15 protein-coding genes are annotated in these 17,787 nt (G+C 41.8%); 8 read left to right on the top strand and 7 right to left on the bottom strand.

Translation table 11 applies throughout. The features are described from left to right. Nucleotides 1–17 precede the first annotated feature (17 nt). Genes BQ5375_RS07850 through BQ5375_RS07830 form a run of 5 tightly spaced genes read left to right on the top strand, consistent with a single transcriptional unit; the run spans nt 18 to nt 4,177 of the window. Nucleotides 18–839 carry an ABC transporter permease gene (locus BQ5375_RS07850; RefSeq protein ID WP_022133476.1) on the top strand — a complete coding sequence of 274 codons (822 nt, stop codon included), beginning with the start codon at nt 18–20 and terminating at the stop codon, nt 837–839. Between the two features lie 12 nt (nt 840–851). Next, the gene (locus BQ5375_RS07845) at nt 852–1,841 is read left to right on the top strand and encodes an ABC transporter ATP-binding protein (RefSeq protein WP_022133477.1); all 990 of its coding nucleotides are present in this window, start codon (nt 852–854) and stop codon (nt 1,839–1,841) included. A 3-nt stretch (nt 1,842–1,844) separates the two neighbouring features. Beyond that, nucleotides 1,845–2,822 carry an ABC transporter ATP-binding protein gene (locus tag BQ5375_RS07840; protein WP_076917677.1) on the top strand — a complete coding sequence of 326 codons (978 nt, stop codon included), beginning with the start codon at nt 1,845–1,847 and terminating at the stop codon, nt 2,820–2,822. Continuing rightward, complete coding sequence (locus BQ5375_RS07835) at nt 2,822–3,643, top strand: metallophosphoesterase (protein ID WP_076917676.1); 822 nt, start codon at nt 2,822–2,824, stop codon at nt 3,641–3,643. The genes BQ5375_RS07840 and BQ5375_RS07835 overlap by 1 nt, the downstream gene beginning before the upstream one ends. Nucleotides 3,644–3,655: 12 nt before the next feature. Further along, nucleotides 3,656–4,177, top strand: a complete 522-nt coding sequence (locus tag BQ5375_RS07830; RefSeq protein WP_022133480.1) for a metallophosphoesterase — start codon at nt 3,656–3,658, stop codon at nt 4,175–4,177. A gap of 83 nt (nt 4,178–4,260) precedes the next feature. Here the strand turns inward: BQ5375_RS07830 and BQ5375_RS07825 are convergent, their stop codons facing one another. Beyond that, nucleotides 4,261–5,169, bottom strand: a complete 909-nt coding sequence (locus BQ5375_RS07825) for a LysR family transcriptional regulator (RefSeq protein ID WP_022133481.1) — start codon at nt 5,167–5,169, stop codon at nt 4,261–4,263. Between the two features lie 212 nt (nt 5,170–5,381). On the opposite strand from BQ5375_RS07825, the gene BQ5375_RS07820 reads away from it, so the two are divergent. After that, a complete protein-coding gene (locus BQ5375_RS07820) occupies nt 5,382–6,590 on the top strand; it encodes a M20 metallopeptidase family protein (protein WP_022133482.1) in 1,209 nt (402 codons plus the stop codon). A 14-nt stretch (nt 6,591–6,604) separates the two neighbouring features. Then, on the top strand, nt 6,605–7,831 hold the full coding sequence (locus tag BQ5375_RS07815) for an MFS transporter (RefSeq protein WP_076917675.1): 1,227 nt from the start codon (nt 6,605–6,607) through the stop codon (nt 7,829–7,831). A 222-nt stretch (nt 7,832–8,053) separates the two neighbouring features. Here the strand turns inward: BQ5375_RS07815 and BQ5375_RS07810 are convergent, their stop codons facing one another. The 5 genes from BQ5375_RS07810 to BQ5375_RS07790 all read right to left on the bottom strand — a co-directional run bounded on the left by BQ5375_RS07810 (nt 8,054) and on the right by BQ5375_RS07790 (nt 12,741). Continuing rightward, nucleotides 8,054–9,004: a DUF1177 domain-containing protein gene (locus tag BQ5375_RS07810; protein ID WP_022133484.1), complete on the bottom strand. Its 951-nt coding sequence runs from the start codon at nt 9,002–9,004 to the stop codon at nt 8,054–8,056. Nucleotides 9,005–9,027: 23 nt separating this feature from the next. After that, complete coding sequence (locus BQ5375_RS07805) at nt 9,028–10,170, bottom strand: M20 family metallopeptidase (RefSeq protein ID WP_022133485.1); 1,143 nt, start codon at nt 10,168–10,170, stop codon at nt 9,028–9,030. A gap of 37 nt (nt 10,171–10,207) precedes the next feature. Further along, nucleotides 10,208–10,672, bottom strand: a complete 465-nt coding sequence (locus BQ5375_RS07800; RefSeq protein WP_022133486.1) for a hypothetical protein — start codon at nt 10,670–10,672, stop codon at nt 10,208–10,210. 28 nt (nt 10,673–10,700) lie between these two features. Then, entirely contained in the window at nt 10,701–11,549 is an 849-nt protein-coding gene (locus tag BQ5375_RS07795; RefSeq protein WP_076917674.1) for a DUF3100 domain-containing protein, read from the bottom strand. Nucleotides 11,550–11,871: 322 nt separating this feature from the next. Continuing rightward, entirely contained in the window at nt 11,872–12,741 is an 870-nt protein-coding gene (locus BQ5375_RS07790; RefSeq protein WP_022133488.1) for a LysR family transcriptional regulator, read from the bottom strand. Nucleotides 12,742–13,077: 336 nt separating this feature from the next. Between BQ5375_RS07790 and BQ5375_RS07785 the strand changes: the two genes are divergently transcribed. After that, on the top strand, nt 13,078–14,190 hold the full coding sequence (locus BQ5375_RS07785; protein ID WP_022133489.1) for a hypothetical protein: 1,113 nt from the start codon (nt 13,078–13,080) through the stop codon (nt 14,188–14,190). Between the two features lie 79 nt (nt 14,191–14,269). Here BQ5375_RS07785 and BQ5375_RS07780 read toward each other — a convergent pair whose 3' ends face one another. Next, on the bottom strand, nt 14,270–17,773 hold the full coding sequence (locus BQ5375_RS07780; RefSeq protein WP_022133490.1) for a serine/threonine protein kinase: 3,504 nt from the start codon (nt 17,771–17,773) through the stop codon (nt 14,270–14,272). Nucleotides 17,774–17,787 lie beyond the last annotated feature (14 nt).

Genomic DNA, 17,787 nt, shown 5'->3' with positions numbered 1-17,787 from the left:
TAGGCAGGAGAAACACTTTGAAAAAGAACAGATTAAAAAAATATTTTTCCAATCGAAATTTTACACTGGGATTTATCATGGTCAGCATTTTGTTCCTTCTGATGGTAGTTGGATTTTTCTATCTGCCTGCTGATCCGAACAAAATTGATGTCTTAAAAGAACTGCTTCCACCTTCCCGTGAAAATCTATTGGGAACAGATCAGCTGGGCAGAGATATTTTGTCCCGCGTTATGGTAGGTTCGAGAATTTCTTTCTTTATCGGTTTTTGCGTCGTACTCTGCGGCGGATTGCTGGGATGCACTCTTGGCGGTGCTGCGGGTTACTATGGCGGAAAAATTGACAGTATTATTACCAAGATCATTGACACACAGATGGCCTTTCCGGGCGTGCTGCTGGCATTGATGTTGATTGCAGTATTTGGAAACAGTGTTCAGAACCTGATTTTGGCACTGAGTGTTATGTCCGTGCCACGTTTTGCCAGAATGTCCCGAAGCGGCTTTTTAAAGTACCGCAACAGCGAATTTGTAAAGGCAGCAAAGGTAAAAGGTGCATCCGATCTGAGAATTATGATTCTTCACATCTTTCCAAATCTTCTTCAGGAGCTGTCGGTTACTGCAACATTGAGTTTTTCCGGAGCGATCATGTCGGAAGCTGGACTTAGTTACTTAAGCCTTGGTATCCAGCCGCCAACCCCAAGTTTTGGAAAGATGCTCAGCGAAGCACAGAATACAATTTTGACAGCAGGCTGGTATGTTGTAATCCCGGCAGCTCTCATTACCATGCTGGTTTTGGGATTTAACCTGATCAGCGACGGATTGAATGAAATTTACAGGCACTAGAGGTAGATTGCTTTGAATAATACAAATAAGAATGTACTGAAAATCGACAATCTGTCGATCTGTTTTGATATCAACGGAAAAAAATGCCATGCAATCCGCGATTTAAACCTGACCGTTAACGCTGGAGAACTGGTTGCACTGGTAGGAGAAAGCGGATGCGGAAAAACGCTCTGTGCGTCTTTTTCGATGGGTCTGGGACCTCAAACCGCTTCTCTGGAACAGGGAAAAATTCTGGTAAATGGTCAGGATATGACACAGGCGGATGATACTGCCTGGAACACAATCCGCGGGAAAGATGTTTCGATGATCTTTCAGGAACCGATGACCAGTTTAAACCCACTGATGAAGGTTGGAAGACAGATTGCAGAAAACGCCACTAACCGTGGAGTATCCAAAGCACAGGCAAAGGAAAAGGCGCTGGAAATGATTCGTCTTGCAGGTTTGCCGGATGCACACAGAATTTATGAGTGCTATCCACACCAGCTTTCCGGTGGACAGAGACAGCGAATCATGATCTGTCTGGCGCTGATCAATCAGCCAAAACTCCTGATTGCGGACGAACCGACCACTGCACTGGACGTAACCATTCAGGCTCAGGTTTTGGAGATCATCCGGGAAATGTGCACGAAAACAGGTACCGCTGTTTTGATTATCACACATGACCTGGGCGTCGTCAGCCATCTTTGTGACAGGACCTATGTCATGTATGCAGGCTCTATCGTGGAAAGCGGACCAACTGCACAGATCATTCAAAATCCAAAACATCCCTATACCAGAGGATTGCTGGCTTGTCTGCCGGACATCAGCAAAAAAGGACAGCGACTGGAGAATATCAAGCACAGCGTCCCTCCTTTGGAAAAACGTCCGGAAATCGGCTGTATTTATGCAAACCGATGCGACGAATGTATGGACTGCTGCACGCAGATCACGCCAAAGCGGATTGTATTTGGACAGCGTGAGATTGCCTGCCACAAATATACCTTAGATAACCTGGAGGAATAAGGTTTGAATAACGTTTTACTGCAAACAAAAAACTTATCAAAGATATACACAGATGACAGAAAATCCATTGTAAAAGCTGTCAATGATATTACACTGCAAATTTATCAAGGCGAGACCTTTGGACTGGTTGGAGAAAGCGGATGCGGAAAATCCACCTTTGGACAGATGCTGGTAAATTTGCTGGAACCAACCAAAGGAGAAATCCTATTTGAAGGCGAAGATATTTTTAAAAGTAGGAGAGCTAGAAAAGAAATCCCACAGAAAATCCAGATGATCTTTCAGGACCCATACTCTTCTCTGAATCCGAAAAGAAAAATTGGATGGCTTTTGGAAGAATCTTTAGATATCCACCGAAAAAATCTGAGCAAAGAACAAAGAATCAAAATTGTAGATGAGATGCTCGAACTGGTAGGACTGGATGAAAGCTATAAAGATCGATATCCTTCCCAGTTATCTGGAGGACAAAGGCAGCGTGTTTCCATCGCAATTGCACTGATTCTAAACCCAAAATTTGTGGTTTGTGATGAGGCTGTATCTGCTCTGGATGTTTCGGTTCAGGCACAGATCTTAAACCTGCTTCATGATTTGCAGGAAAAATTTAATCTTACCTATCTCTTTATTTCGCATAACCTCAATGTTGTTTCCTATATGTCTGACCGAATTGGTGTCATGTATCTTGGCTCTATTGTAGAACTTGGGGATGCTGTCACCTTATCTAAAAATCCTATCCACCCTTACACCAAAATGCTCTTTTCCTCGTCCATGAATGTGGGAGAAGCTGATAGCGGAAAAGTTCAGATTACCGGTGAACTGCCAAGCCCTTCCAATCCGCCAAGCGGCTGCACCTTCCATACACGCTGCGCTTACTGTACTGAGCTGTGCTCATCTGCCCGACCAGAATTGCAGGAGCTGCCTGACGGAAGACAAATTGCATGCCATTATGCGCAAAAATTTTATCAGGAATCGATGGAGAAGAAATAATGAAAATAGGCATTATATCTGATATTCATGTGGATATTAATCAGGACTATGATGTCCTGAAAACACTGGATCGTGTTGCAAAAGAGGAACATTGTGAATTGGTTCTGATTGCCGGAGACATCCACAACAACGCATATCAAAGCATCGAATCGATTGCAGCATTAAGCAGCTTTGGGAATATTTCATATCGATATGTTCCGGGCAATCACGATCTTTGGAATGATCATATTGATCTAAAATCAACCGATGAAATTTATACTCTCTTTTTACAGGACCCAAACTGTCTGTGTGAAAAACCGATGGAGCTTGGAGACTGGGTAATTATTGGCGATGTTGGATGGTACGATTATTCTTTTGGCAATCAGGAAAAATATACCTTTGCTGATTTTGAAAAGATGCAGATGGACGGCCGTACCTGGCAGGACAAAATCAAAAACTGCTGGACCTCAGATAATCACGGAAGAACCGAAAAATCCCTGAAAATACTGGAAGAAACCTTTTCCCGTTATCCGGACAAGAAGAAAATCGTAGTAACCCATATGCTGCCGATTCCCGAATTTTGTGTGCCAGAAAAAAGGCTGGATGAACAAAAGCCTGACTGGAGCTACTTTAACGCATTTTTAGGAAGCAGACAGTATGAAACTCTTTATCAGAGATATGATGTCAAATATGCAATCTGTGGTCATGTCCATTACCGGAAAAATGTCCTGAAAAATAATACACAGTATTTGTGCCGGTGCTTAAATTACTGTACCGAGTGGCAGGGAGAAAAAGAAATTGAATTTCAAATCCGAAAAGCCCTCGATTATATTGAGATCTAACAGGAGATTGCCATGAAAGTTTTTATGATTTCAGATACCCATTTTGGAGATGAACGCATCTTAAGATATGAAAACCGCCCCTTTTCTTCGGTAGAAGAAATGGACAAGGCAATCATCGAGAACTGGAACCAGGTGGTGGGAGACGAAGATACGATATTTCACCTGGGAGATGTTTCTTCCTATGATCCGGAACGAAACAAGGAAATTCTCTCGTCACTGCATGGAAAAAAGATTCTGGTGATGGGCAATCATGACCAGAACTATACCAGCAGACAATGGGAAGAAATGGGATTTGACCAAGCAATTAACTATCCGATCCTGTTTCGTGAGTTTTTTATTCTGTCCCATACACCGATGTATATCTGCACAAATATGCCCTATGCAAATTTTTATGGGCATGTCCACGCAAATCCCAGTTACCGGAATGTTAGCAAGCAAAGCGCCTGTGTCTGTGTAGAACGCATCCATTATACCCCGATAGAAATAGAGGAACTAACTTATAAAATGAGACAAAACCAAATAGGTGATAAATAGAAAAAGGCTCTGCGGTGTAAAAATTCCGGCAGAGTCTTTTTGTTTGTATTTTACCTGTCTTATTTTGGGTATATATCGTGCACTTACATTATTTCTTTTTCAAGAGAGGTTTTTAGAAACTGCAAAAATTGCTCTTCCCGTTGTGTTAACTCATATTGCTTCGGTTTAATATATTTTATCTCTGCCAGAATGTCATTGTCTTTAATTGGCAGGCAGCAGCATCCGCTATATCTCTTTTGCTGCCGTGACATTTCCAAAGTAACAGACACATATCTTCCTGTACGCAAAATATCGCTGTAACTTCCTCGATCTGAAACATAGACAATCTCATGCTGGCTGGATAATCCTAATATATTCACAAATTCATCTGGGTGGGTATCTTTATAATATACAAACGGATACTGTTTTAATTCTTCAATCGTCACGAACTTCTTTTTGGAAAGAGGATTTCCTTTATAAACAATTGCTCTTACCGGAACATTTTCCAAGAGTACCTCAGTTTCCAAATTGTATTGATCATAATAATCCTGTTTTAATAATTTTGAGTTTTTAGGATTGATGCTAATTCCAATTCTGGACTTTCTCTGCACAATTCGCTCAATCATTCGATTAAAGGTATCTTCACAAAATTCATCATGGATGGCCTCATTTTTGTACATCGATTGAAAATCCAAAAAACTTTGTAAAACCATCGAAGAATATACCGTGGCAATTGAAAGATTACTCTGCACCTCCATCTGTGGTTTTATATTATAAATATTGTCGATCTGTTTTTTTATTTGTCCTGCATATTCTAAAAAGAGTTCTCCCTCTTTGGTAATTTTAATTCCTGACGATGTTCTGACAAAAATGGCAAAACCAACATCCTGCTCTACTTTTGAAATTACCTTGCTCAAATATGGCTGTGAGATAAACAAATTCTGCGCTGCCTGACTGATTGACTTACACTGTGCTATTTCCAGCAGATATTGCAGATGTAATAAATTCATCATTTTTCTCCCTCCATTCTTAACTTAAGTATAATATAACAATATACTTTTTGCCATAACCATTTGGATATACACTTCCCTTTTTTGGCATAACCGGAAGCATGTGTGTATGTTACAATATTTTCAACAAATAGCACGAAATATTGTGCACAATTTGTGTAGATGATTTGTTTTGTGTCCTTGTGGGGCAGTACAAAATATCAGGAGGGTAAAATATGAATTTTGATATTCACGAAGAAATTAAGCTTGTTGAAAAAGAAATTGTAAATTGGAGACATGAACTTCATAAGATTCCGGAAATTGGTTATGAACTTCAGAAAACTGTTTCCTATATCACAAAGCAGCTAGATGAAATGGTAATACCTTATACAACCATGTGTGATGGATCTGGTATTGTTGCCTTAATTAACCCAGGATGTGAAAAAGTTCTTGCACTTCGTGCAGACATAGATGCTCTCCCAATCACCGAAAAAACCGGTTTTGAATATGCGTCAACCCACCCGGGAAAAATGCACGCCTGCGGCCACGATTTCCATACTGCTTCTCTTTTGGGAACTGCAAAAATCCTGAAAAAACATGAATCAGAATTAAAAGGTACTGTTAAACTGATTTTCCAATGTAACGAAGAGGGCGCTGGCGGCACCTGTGGTGCAAAGCGAATGATCGAAGAAGGTGTCCTCGAAAATCCAAAAGTAGACAGTATTCTTGGTATGCACGTTGCTAGCATCGACAAGCTGCCGGGCGGTTCTGTTTTCTATAAAGTCGGACCTGCCATGGCATCCAATGATAAATTCTATATCAAATTAATCGGTCAGGGTGCTCACGGTTCAACACCTCACGAGGCAATCGATCCTATTTCCATGGCATGCCATGTTGTACAGGATTTACATACTCTGCGTGCAATGGAAATTGATACCCTTTCCCCAGCAGTCATTACAGTTGGCACTTTACGAGCTGGAGACGGTGCATTCAATGTCATTCCGGGATATGCGGAAATTATTGGAACGGTAAGAACTTTCGACAACACACTGCGTCCATATATTAAAGAACGAATCGAAAATATTGTAAAAGCTGCTGCCGCAGCTCATAATGGTCATTATGAATTCCAATATGACTTTGTATGCTCTGCTCTCTGTCCAAGCAACACAGAAACACAAAATCTTGTTGTCGCTGCACAGAAATGCCTTGGAGCACAATCTGTTATCTGTTTCCCAGCTCCGATTATGGGTTCAGAAGACTTTGCAGAATATCTGCAGGAAATCCCTGGTACCTTCTTCTATTTAAATGCTCCTGCCAAGATTGATGGTATTTGTTATCCGGCCCATTCCTCCAAATTCGCATTGGGAGAAGAATTTTTTGGTATTGCTGCTAAAGTATTCGTTCAATATGTTTTCGATTATTTTGAAAACACACCAAGTAAATAAAAGGAGCATCCTGTATGAAAAACACATCTAAAGTATATTATGGCTGGTACATGGTTGCTTTCAGTTTTTTGGTACAAGCCTTAGCCTACGCCAGCTTGGTATCCTGTCAGGGAATTTTTATCAAACCTGTAACAGAAGATCTCGGCGTTGCACGAAGCGATTTTTCTGCTGTTATGACCTTTTCTGCTGTGGGATTGATTCTTGGTTCTCTGTTTATGGGAAAATTGTTCCGTAAATACCCTTTTAAAAATATTATCGGAACCTGCTGTGTCATTGTATGCAGCTGCCTTGCCGGCTTTGGATTTTCCTCTCAAATGTGGCAGTTTTATATTCTCGGTTCTATCATGGGAATCGCATTTGCTGGATTAACCACCATTCCTGTTTCGATTCTGATCAACAACTGGTTTGGTGTTAAGAAAAAGGGACTTGCTATGAGTATCGCATTTGTTGGCAGCAGCATTGGCGGCATGGTTTTAACCTTTATTCTTAACAGCATCATAGAACATTTTGGATGGAGAATTGCATATTGGTTTAATGCTGCTCTCATTTTCTTTGTGATTATGCCTCTGATTCTGTTTCTTGTGGTTAGTAAGCCCTCTGAAAAGGGACTTTCCAGAATTGGCGAGGGTGAGGTTCTGCAATCTGATCGTGGACTCACCATTGCACAGGCTCAAAAAACAGTTTCCTTCTGGCTCATCTTTTTCTCCTTCTTCCTGATTTCCATGATGAATTCCGGTATCTTAAACCACCAGATTCCTTATCTTTCTGATATTGGATTCTCTTCTGCACTCAGTGCCAGCATCGGAGCTCTGTCCATTGGCCTGGCAAGTGTTGGTAAGTTAATTCTTGGCCTTCTTTTCGATAAGCTGGGGATCAAAAAGGGTTCTCTGGTCGGAAATGCCCTGTTCTTCTTTGCAATGATTGCACTTTTGTTCACCAACAACTTCCATTTTTTAGCTTATCTATACGTTTTGACATTCTGTATAGGCGGATCTGTTCCAACCATCTGTCCTCCACTGTTTGTTGCCAATGTATTTGGTGAAAAGGACTATGGTTCTCTCGTTGGTTTTCTAAACGTTGCTGCTGGACTTGGCGGTGCAATCGGTTCCTTACTTTGCGGAAAACTTTATGATCTTACAGGAAATTACAGCCTTTGCTGGTCTTCTTTTATCATCATCGCTATGATTGCTATGATAATGCAGTGGATCAGTCTCCGCAAAAAAACTTCTTGGAATGAATAGTTAATCCAAGTCTATAAACACAAAAGCCTCTGCTTGTTTTAGAAGCAGAGGCTTTTGTATCTTCATCAAACGATTTCTATTTTACCCTGTTATAAGTTGAGCTTATTGGAAAAATCTTGGCTATTTAAAATTAATAAAAAAGTTTACTATCTGCAATTTCCAGATAGTAAACTTTTTTGCCTATGTATGGTAACTGTAACGATATGTTTTTCCTTCTGCGTTTTATGCATGCAGAGATTCTTTTCCCAGCGTTTGAATGTGGTTCATTGGTCCGTACAGTGACAGCAGTCTGTTGTACTCTTCCACATCATAGAACAGACAGTTTCCTGCTCCAAAGGCCTTAGCTGTTTCAATCATAAAACGAGCAGCTGTTTCCACATCTTCAAAATGTGTTGCACCGGAAGCGCATCCTGCCACGATCGACTGAGTCGTAATGGCAACCCCCACAACAGGTGCTTTTGTTGCTGTGGATGGCTGAAGGATACTGTTAAGATGGAACACACCATTTCCATAAGGAGTAATGTCCTGGGTAGTTAATGCAAAAACACCTGGGAGTTCTCCGGTAACGGTTTCCAAAACAGATAAGAGGTCTTCGCTTACTCGCAGGATATAGCCTTCCTTAACTGTTGGAGAAATTGCAATTCCTTTTTTATTGTAGATACGATTTCCTTTTGTTGTATCCACACAGAGGATTGCATCCAGTTCTTCAACCACTTCTTCCCTGTTCATCTCCACCATGCTGACTGGAGAATTCATGAACGGAACTGGTTTATGCGGCAAAGTTGGAGCATCCGGACAAACATGGGTGGAAAGAAAAACATCTCCTTCCAGTAAGTCTCCTTTCTTTGCCATGGATAACAATTCTGCTGCTGCGCTGAGAGCTGCCAATGCTCCGTCTCCATCCGAAACAAAGCCTGTTACTTCCGGTCTAGCACCAATTCCTCCCAATCTTCCCAGCAAACCGATGGTCGGAGCTGTTCCGCCTTTGGATTTTCCATTTTTCCCCGGAACACGAACCCGTACCATATCTGTGTGGCCTTTTTCACCATGCACCGGATAGGTCTCCACATCTGCCTGAGGATTTACCTGAAGAAGATATTCCTTTACTTTTTCTCCAGATGCTTTCGGGTCATCCAGAATCTCATATAGTTCCATCAAATGTTTCAGTATCACCTGTCATCCCTCCATATTGTGATTTATTCACACAGAACATCCAAACCGCTCATTGCAAGCAGCTGAACCGCTGTTGTCAGTGCACGCTTTCCTTCTTCACCGCCTGCCGCAACAGCAAACTCTTTGGTATGGGTTGCAACCCCTTCCTTTAATCCGATATATGCCTGGATTGCTGGGATTTCATGGGTAACATTTCCAACGTCGGTGGAACCGATTCCTTGGCTGAGGTCACGTTCGATATATGGTTCACCGATGAATTCCATATTATTTCTAAAGTAGGAAACAAGCTTTTTATCATTGCGGACATCTTTGGTAATTTCGTCCTTCTGATTGATTTCTACTGTTGTGCCGGTACACATTGCTGCTCCCTTTGCACAGTTTTCAATCATCTTGATAACTTCTTCCAGATAACTGAATTCCAGTGCACGGATATTAAACAGACATACAGCTCGATCGGTAATGGTGTTGTGTGCAGTTCCGCCTTCTGTGATGATACCATGTACTCTGGTATAATCTTTAAAATGCAGGCGCATTGCATCAACTGCATTAAACATCTGAATAACACCGCTGAGCGCGTTTGCCCCTCTCCATGGAAATGCTGCCGAATGTGCTGGTTTTCCATGGAAAACATATTCAATATTGACACTTGCAAAAGAAATGTCATCCGGAATGGTGGCATCGGTCGGGTGCATAATCATTGCTGCGTCCAGACCTTTGAATACGCCTTCTCTCAGCATCAAAATCTTGCCGCCAACACGTTCCTCTGCCGGTGTGCCGATTACCTTCAATACGCCACCCAAATCATGTTTCTGCATGATTTCCTTGAGAACTACGCCTGCACCGGCAGAGCTGGTACCGATAATGTTGTGACCGCATCCGTGACCAATCTCCGGCAGTGCATCGTATTCTGCCATGAAAGCAATGTTCTTTCCTGGCTTTCCTGTATCGTATACTGCTTCAAACGAGGTGGAAATTCCGCCTACACCGCGTGTAACCGCAAAGCCGTTATTTTCCAGAAGTTCACACAGTGCCTGCTGTCCTTTTACTTCTGTGAAAGCAAGTTCTGGATTTGCAAAAATGTATGCCGAAACTTTTTCAAATTCCTGTTTGTGCGCAGCAGCAGCTGCCTGAATTTCCTGTTTCATTTGATTTTTTTCTGCACTCATTGTTCATTCTCCTTTTCTTTTTATTACTTTATTCAAGTTAGATTGTACCATTTAAGCTCATAACTACCTGTGAAATCAAAGCAGAACCCCAGTAAGTGGATGCCATAACCAGGAAGGAAATCAATACGATTTTCCAACTGAGCTTTTTGAGGACTCCAAGCTGTTCTCCTACGGAAATTCCTGCAAAAGCAAGCAGTGGAAGTCCGACCAAGCTGAAGTTAAATTTTCCTACTGTACCAACAATAAAATCACTCAGCGGAGAAACCGGGAGAGTAAGAACAAAAGAAATCAAGGTTGCCCAAGCAAAACCTGGAAGGTTTGGATGTTTTACAAAGTTCTTTGCTGTAATAGCAAGGACAACCATTGTAAAGCTAACCAGAGATGCTTTCAGCAGCTCCATCGGTGCTGTGCCCAGAGAAAACATCTGAACAACACAGATAATCATATAGATAAAGATCACGATCTTAATTTGTTCCAAAATCTGAGAAGTTGCTTCTTTCATGATTCTATATTTCCTTTCTATCAATCACTTATGCTTTCTTTCCAAAGACTTTTGCTCTCAGTCCCTCGATTGGACGATGCAGCTTTTTGTACATCAGATTTGCTAACGGCAATGCTAAAAACAGCTCCATATAAACACCGGTTATAGATGTTAAAAGTCCGCTGGTTGCAGAATAAGCAAGAATCTGTTCTTCGTATGCTGGTGCCGCATTAACCAGTGCTGCTGTTGCTGCCTGCATCATGGAAGCACTTCCCATACCGGATGCCATCGCTAATGCATAAGGATGAAAACCGATCATCAAGCTGATTGGTGCAAGGAACGAATAGAACAAAGTACCAAAAATACTGCCGCTGATATAAGTTCCCAATGTACCGATACCTTCATCCGAGTTAAGTCCATATTTGTCTCCGGTAATACCCAAAGCGGTATCTCGGCACAGGGAGAAGGTTGCACCAACAGAGCTTCTTCCCAATCCCATAAAAATTGCAAGTGGCAGTGCAATCAGCATGGTTCCCATATTACCAAATTCCTGCAAAACAAGTGCAAGACCTGCTTCAAATACAACGCCGATCTGTGGACCAGCACTGATACCAAACATAATTCCCAATGGATACAACACCATCGAAAGTAAAAACGGAGAACGTTCAATTTCTGGTTTTGAAATGACCTTCTGCAATGCAGGGATTACCTTTCCCAACAAATGAGGAGAAAGCAGGATACCGATAATAATCGCCCAGATCATTGTCATAATTCGAACATCGATGCCCATAACCTGAAATTCCAGTGGTCCAATTGCCTCTGCGATTAAACAGATGATCAAAGCCGCTATCATACAGTTAACCGTTCCTGTCCTCACCTTGCTTGTCTTTTCTTCCATAATAATTCCTCCTCTTGTTTGTGTTTTGGATTGTGTCGTCATGATATCACAGAAAAGTGATTCTGTCTAATAGATAGAAAAAATGAAATTAATAGCTTTAAAGCTATTAATTTTTCTTCTCTCATTGTGATATTTTCTGATTATAGGAAATATCTTTGACGACAAGGTGATTATTTTTACCTCAAAACGAAGATTCAGCGAAAATTCAATCTATTATCAATAAACTTTTCTGTTCTCTTTTGGATAAAATGGAAGCTAGTATTTGACATAAAAAAATAAGCAAGGCAGCAAACAAATCTTGCCACCTTGCTTATTTTTATTTTTACCGATATTTTTCAAAATATTTTTGTGCAAAACTGATAAAGTCACGAACACCTTGATTCCGGTAATGGTTTTCCGGCCACTGCAATTCGATAAATCGCTCACACTTTATATTTTGAATATGCAGCAACTTCACACCTTCTATGGATACTGTTCGCATTCCAATAAAACCCACTCCCAGTCCGCCCTGTATGAGAGAAAGGACCATATCTGGAGAATCACATTCAAATGAAATATTTCTGCGCAATCCGGCTTCCCTGCAAAAGGCGTCTGTCAATTTGCGAAAATTATTGTCCGGACGGCGATCAATAAAATTCTCATTCTGGACCATACTGAGATCAATGCTGTCATAACGGCTGAGTGGATGATTTACTGACACTCCTAACGCAATTTCTTCAGAAAATAAGGTAACACTGTTCGGAAGGATGTCCTCTCTTCTGGACGAAGTGATTAGAAGGTCCAGTTCCTCTTCTTTATCCCAGATGCTGTGTGTCTCATTTTGCTCAAGCCGAAAAGTTACATTAGGATGCAATGCTGCAAAATCACGGATTAACTGTGTGGACATTGCTGCCATAGCCGCTACCTGTATCTTAATTTCATAGATACCTTCTTTTTCCAGATCCTGAAGTTCCTGAACCGAATAATCCAACAGTTTTAATACCTTGCTGATGTTCTTTTGAAAGGCTTTTCCATAATCATTCAGCTGTATCCGACGCCCTACCCGGTCAAATAAAGGAACCCCAAGCTCATCCTCCAGATGACGGATACTTTTGCTCAAGACAGGTTGGGTAATATTCAGTTTTTGTGCTGCTGAAGTCATATGACCTGTTTTTGCAACCATTAAGAAATATCGTAATTGTAACAGTTCCATTTTTCCTTTCCCAAATCCATAAAACAATGTATTTTGCTTCATTTTATCATATATATATTTATTTTTCTAGCAAATCATCTGTTTTCTTTTTTAGTAAGTTAAATAATCGTTTTTAACCAAGCTAGATATATGATTTATTTTAAGAAACATCTAAAACAAATGATTCTTTTTTTAACTTTCATCCAATCCATGGCATCAAGTCTTAGCCAAAAGATATTGATCAGAATGATCCTATTTCTCTTGCGTTCTTTGAAGTATAAGGCTTTGTATTGACAATTTTAGTTAAATATATTATGTTATAATAAAATTATTTTACACTTTAAAGGAAGGAAGCATATGAACAGACAGCTTACCGTTACTTCCGCCGCAGAATACAACCGTGTCTTGTATGGACATATGTCCCCTGCCATGGCCGTTGCGTACCTTCAGGACAACCAGCTGCCTGTCCGTACTTTCAGCGATGTCCTTCATCAAATGTATACAGGAGATGATTTGCAGACACGGCTGACAGATTTTTTTCTGTCGGATATGCCTGATGTCAATCCCCAGTCGACGGCAAGAAAAATTAAAAACTGGCTCAGTGATAAAAACCTGCCCACTAATCGGGAAGATATCTTTCGAATTGGGTATGCACTGGGATTTGGTGAGGCACAACTGGATTATCTACTGAGTATCTGCACCGATTATGGAATCCAATATCGGGATGGGCATGATGTCGTATACGCCTGGTTCTTGCGTAATGGATATGCTTATCAAGATGCGCGTGAATTCTTTGATCACCTTCCGCCTGCTCCCGGTCTCAATCAGATGGATGGTGTCTCTGAATCCCATCTGACCAAAGAAATTCAAAATAACTTTTTGTCTGTCAGTTCAAAAGAAGAATTGCGCAGCTGCTACCTCAACAACCTGAATAAGTTTGGCTGTCAGCATCTGCGGGCATATTATTATTTTGATAAATTCCTCTCGATTCTGATTCATCCCGTTCCGGAATGGATTGATACTCCGGAACCATATTATTCACTGGAAACAGTGATGCAGACCTATCTCTCCCTGTGTATGCCATCCGGCAAAAATCGACAAAACTATTCGCTGGTACAACGACTGATTAAACAAAACTGGCCCAACACCACTGCAATAAAAAATATCCGCAGTCACAAGGTGGATGTCCCCAGAAAACTACTGTTGCTTCTTTATGTAATTACCGAAGACCTTTCCGTTGTTTCTGATCGATTTTCACAGGAAGAATTTGAAGATATGACGATTCAGGAACGAGTTGAGCAGCACTGGTGGACACTGAACGCCATGCTTGCTGATTGCGGAATGGCACTGCTTGATCCACGAAATGTAACCGACTGGCTAATTTTGTATGCAATCGGCGCCGCTGGTGAGGAAGAACCTATGAGTGACCGGCTGGAACAAGTCATCTCTCTGATGTATCACGATATATAATAAACCTGAATAAATAGATAAAACCGCCTGTGGATTTGATTTCACAAGCGGTTTTATTTTTTTGAGCTATAAGCATTTACTAAGAAGTTTTCTGTGCATTTCCATCAATCCGCTCCGAATCGATCGGATGTTCAAGGCTAGTGTATAGAACTCCTTTGTTATAAATCATGCTCTCGCCGATAAGATCATTCGGCAGACAAATCTCAGCATTGCCATTATTATAGATAACGCTGTCCTGCTGGCTAAACTGGATTTCATTCCAGCCGCTAATGAAGAAAAAGCCATCGTTGGTAATCGTCGTATCCCGCAGCAATATATTGCAAAGTTCGCTCTGCATCACTGCTTCTTTCGCAATATAAACAGTGCTGTTCTCCAGACAGAGATCTCTTCCGTATTCTGTAAAAATACCACCCTGTCCGATATTCACAGTACAGTTTCTCAGCATCAGGTTGTTGCCGCCGGAAAAACGTGCATTTTCAAGGTCCATTACGACACCAGAAAGTACCGTCATGCTACTTCGTGTCGGCATAATCATGGCTGATTGCCCTTCAATATTCAGATGGCTGTTATCCATCGAGAAAAACTCACCGCTGCAATCGGATTCTGGTATAATCAGGGACTGATTTCTCAGCTGGATATCGCTTCCTGCTGCCAAGAGACGGCTATTACCACTGCCCTGAATCATACTGCTATCCAGGTCGATCAATCCACCTTCTGGCACTGTGAGGGTGCTGTCATTCAACTGCATAACTGCACCATCCAGCAGGGAGATGTTGTCTGCAGTAAGGCTACCGCCGTCAGCAAGGATTACCTTGTTTCCAACTGCAACCAATCCACCATCTGTTACCGTCAGATTTCCTGTGATATACAGATTTTTGCTGACCTTACATTCACCAGTGTAGGTTAAATCATCTGCTATGATGATTGCTTCGACACTTCCGTCATTCAAAAGGCTTTCCAACTGCTCAGGCGTTTTTGCCACAGATGCACTGGCAACAATCTCATCCATCTGTTGTTTATCCGATATGAAATAGACTGGCGGAGCATTGCTGCATAATAATTCAACTGTTCCGCCCGTTGAAACATATCCGCTGCTGGTCGGTTCATCCAGAAAACCTGGTGGACCCCAAAGCTGCGCCCCTGATTCGGCCCGAATGGTTCCAAAATCATTTTTTACCAGGTACCCATTCCAGAGCTTACTTCCAGATTCAGCCAACAGACTTCCTTTATTGTACAGCAAACCGTTGTTCCTCATCTCTGAATTTTCGGTGATGGTCAGTGTTCCAAAATTGTTGAGCTGCGAACCGGTATTCAGATTGAGAGAATCCTGTTTTCCTGTTAACGAAATAGCTCCATAATTGGAAAGACTTGCATTCAGGAGGAAAAAGTTTTCGGCTTCCAAGGTACCGGTCGGAGTATTGAGCAGATGGTTGTTCTCCCAAAGTCGAGAGCAATCCTGATGCAGCATATACCCTTCATTCAGGATAATTGAATAGCTATTTTCACTCAGCCAAACACTACTGTTTCCTACATCGTTATCCGTTCCACCCTCAAACCTTCCAAAGTTTAAAAATGAAGCGCCGCTGTCTGTCCATACTCCTGCTGCACAGGTTCCATAATTGACCAAAACCGCTGTATCAGCATACAAAGCTAAGTTGAACGGCTCATTTTGTTTGGTGGAAGCAGCTGAAACAGTGACTCCTTCACAGATATAAATTGGATAAGCAAAGCTAAACTCTTTTACCAAAGTAATATCCTTGGTGATCTTAATTCCTTGCGGAATCTCCTCATTCATACAGCTATACAACTCCGATATATTCGTGACCTCTCGGGCTTTGTCCATCTCTTCTTTAAACACCAACGGATAACCGCCGTCGTTTTTGATAGCTATCTGATCAGCACTGTCAAGATTCATACTGCTTTCCATCCAGAAAGACCCACGCTCACAACTGATATGTCCATCCAGTCCATCCGGAAAATGAATTCTCAACTGCTCTCCCTTCATGCGCAGGTCACAGTCATCCATTATCACATTACCTTTTACTTCTAAAAAACCTTCACTATCGATGCACAGTGCATCCACATCCAGCTCAGCACCTGCTTGAATCTGCATCGGTTTTGTCAGAGTAAAAAGGCTTCCATCGTGCAGATATCCTATCTGTCCGGATACCCCTTTAGGAAGTATCAGCGACTTGACGGATGAATCTTCCATCAGTTTCTGCAGTCCTTCCAAAGTCATGTCTTCGGCAGTCAATAAATAGGCATCTTCCCAGATAAAGTTGGTCGATTGAGCAGAGGTTGTTTCTTCCTGATTCTGAACCAATGAATTGACTGTAGGCTGAACATTGTTGTCTTTATTCTCCGATAAATCATTCATTCCAGAAACAAACTGCGCTGTTAATATCAGCACCAGAACGGCTGCTCCCGCACCTATCGGTAATATATGGTGCTGTATAAAAGAAAGACTTTGCCGCAGAATCTCTGTCAGATGAGAAGATGGTTCTGATTCTTGTTTTGGGTCTGAATCTGAGCTTATCTCTGAGTCTGGTTTTGAATTCTGTTCCGAACTTGTCTCTATATCTGGTGCTGGGTTTGGTTTTTGGTTTATTTCAGACGGCTGATACAATGCTCCTTTTAACTCTTCCATCGTCTGATATCGATTCTTAGGCGAAAGATTCAACCCATGAATAATTGCCGCTTCCCGCTGCGGTGAAATATCAATCCCCAACTTACTTGGCAGTATCAGGGATTTTTCCGAACCGATACGATTGAGAGCTTGAGGCGGCTTCTGCCCGACCAGACAAAAATAAATCGTAGCACACAGAGCATAAACATCTGTCCATGGTCCCTGCCCTCCTGATGTTTGGTACTGTTCAATCGGTGCATAACCGTGCTTGAGGGTAATGGTCAGTGTCTCATTGCCGCGCTCAATATCTCTCGCACATCCAAAATCAATCAACCTTACCTCGCCATCTTCCAGCATCAGGTTATCAGGAGAAATATCCCGATGAATCAGCCCTAATCGGTGCAGATTCGCCAGAGCATTAAACAATGGCTCAATTAAGGTAAACAGCTCTTCCGGTGGTATTCGTCCGCCGCGCTGTGCTACCAATTCGGTAAAGGTCGTGCCTTCAATATACTCCATAACAATATAGGCGGTATTATTCGTTTCAAAAAAGTCCCGTACGCCAACAATCACCTGCTGTTTCTCCATTTTTGCCATCGTTCTGGCTTCTTCCAGAAATCTGGCTTTTCCGCGTGCAAAGCCAGTACGTGCAGGTGTAACACTAAAACTGACCAGTTGTTCGGAAACAGCGGTATTTCGACTGACCTTGTCCACCGGATAGTATTCTTTGATTGCCACCTTTAGTTCCAGGCGCAGGTCACAGCCGATATAGGTGATTCCAAAACCACCTTCTCCCAGTACCCGTCCAACCAGATACCGATCCATCAGCAGAGTTCCTGGACGTAGATGGTGGGGCTGCGGAACATAGTTTCCTGCAGTTAACCCACAGCGTGGACATATTTTTCCGTCCTGTATCGGTGTCATGCAATACGGACAATATTGCACATTAGACTTCACGTTTGCAACCTCCT

It is taken from the genome of Negativibacillus massiliensis, from assembly GCF_900148495.1.
GTDB lineage: Bacteria > Bacillota > Clostridia > Oscillospirales > Ruminococcaceae > Negativibacillus > Negativibacillus massiliensis.
This window is presented reverse-complemented; position numbering and strand designations above follow the sequence as displayed.

Excerpts from the sequence above, each read along its gene's own strand:
- BQ5375_RS07805 (WP_022133485.1), bottom strand. The coding sequence starts at position 10,170 with ATGAGTGCAGAAAAAAATCAAATGAAACAGGAAATTCAGGCAGCTGCT.
- BQ5375_RS07785 (WP_022133489.1), top strand. The coding sequence starts at position 13,078 with ATGAACAGACAGCTTACCGTTACTTCCGCCGCAGAATACAACCGTGTC.
- BQ5375_RS07800 (WP_022133486.1), bottom strand. The coding sequence starts at position 10,672 with ATGAAAGAAGCAACTTCTCAGATTTTGGAACAAATTAAGATCGTGATC.
- BQ5375_RS07815 (WP_076917675.1), top strand. The coding sequence starts at position 6,605 with ATGAAAAACACATCTAAAGTATATTATGGCTGGTACATGGTTGCTTTC.
- BQ5375_RS07795 (WP_076917674.1), bottom strand. The coding sequence starts at position 11,549 with ATGGAAGAAAAGACAAGCAAGGTGAGGACAGGAACGGTTAACTGTATG.
- BQ5375_RS07835 (WP_076917676.1), top strand. The coding sequence starts at position 2,822 with ATGAAAATAGGCATTATATCTGATATTCATGTGGATATTAATCAGGAC.
- BQ5375_RS07820 (WP_022133482.1), top strand. The coding sequence starts at position 5,382 with ATGAATTTTGATATTCACGAAGAAATTAAGCTTGTTGAAAAAGAAATT.
- BQ5375_RS07830 (WP_022133480.1), top strand. The coding sequence starts at position 3,656 with ATGAAAGTTTTTATGATTTCAGATACCCATTTTGGAGATGAACGCATC.
- BQ5375_RS07790 (WP_022133488.1), bottom strand. The coding sequence starts at position 12,741 with ATGGAACTGTTACAATTACGATATTTCTTAATGGTTGCAAAAACAGGT.
- BQ5375_RS07825 (WP_022133481.1), bottom strand. The coding sequence starts at position 5,169 with ATGATGAATTTATTACATCTGCAATATCTGCTGGAAATAGCACAGTGT.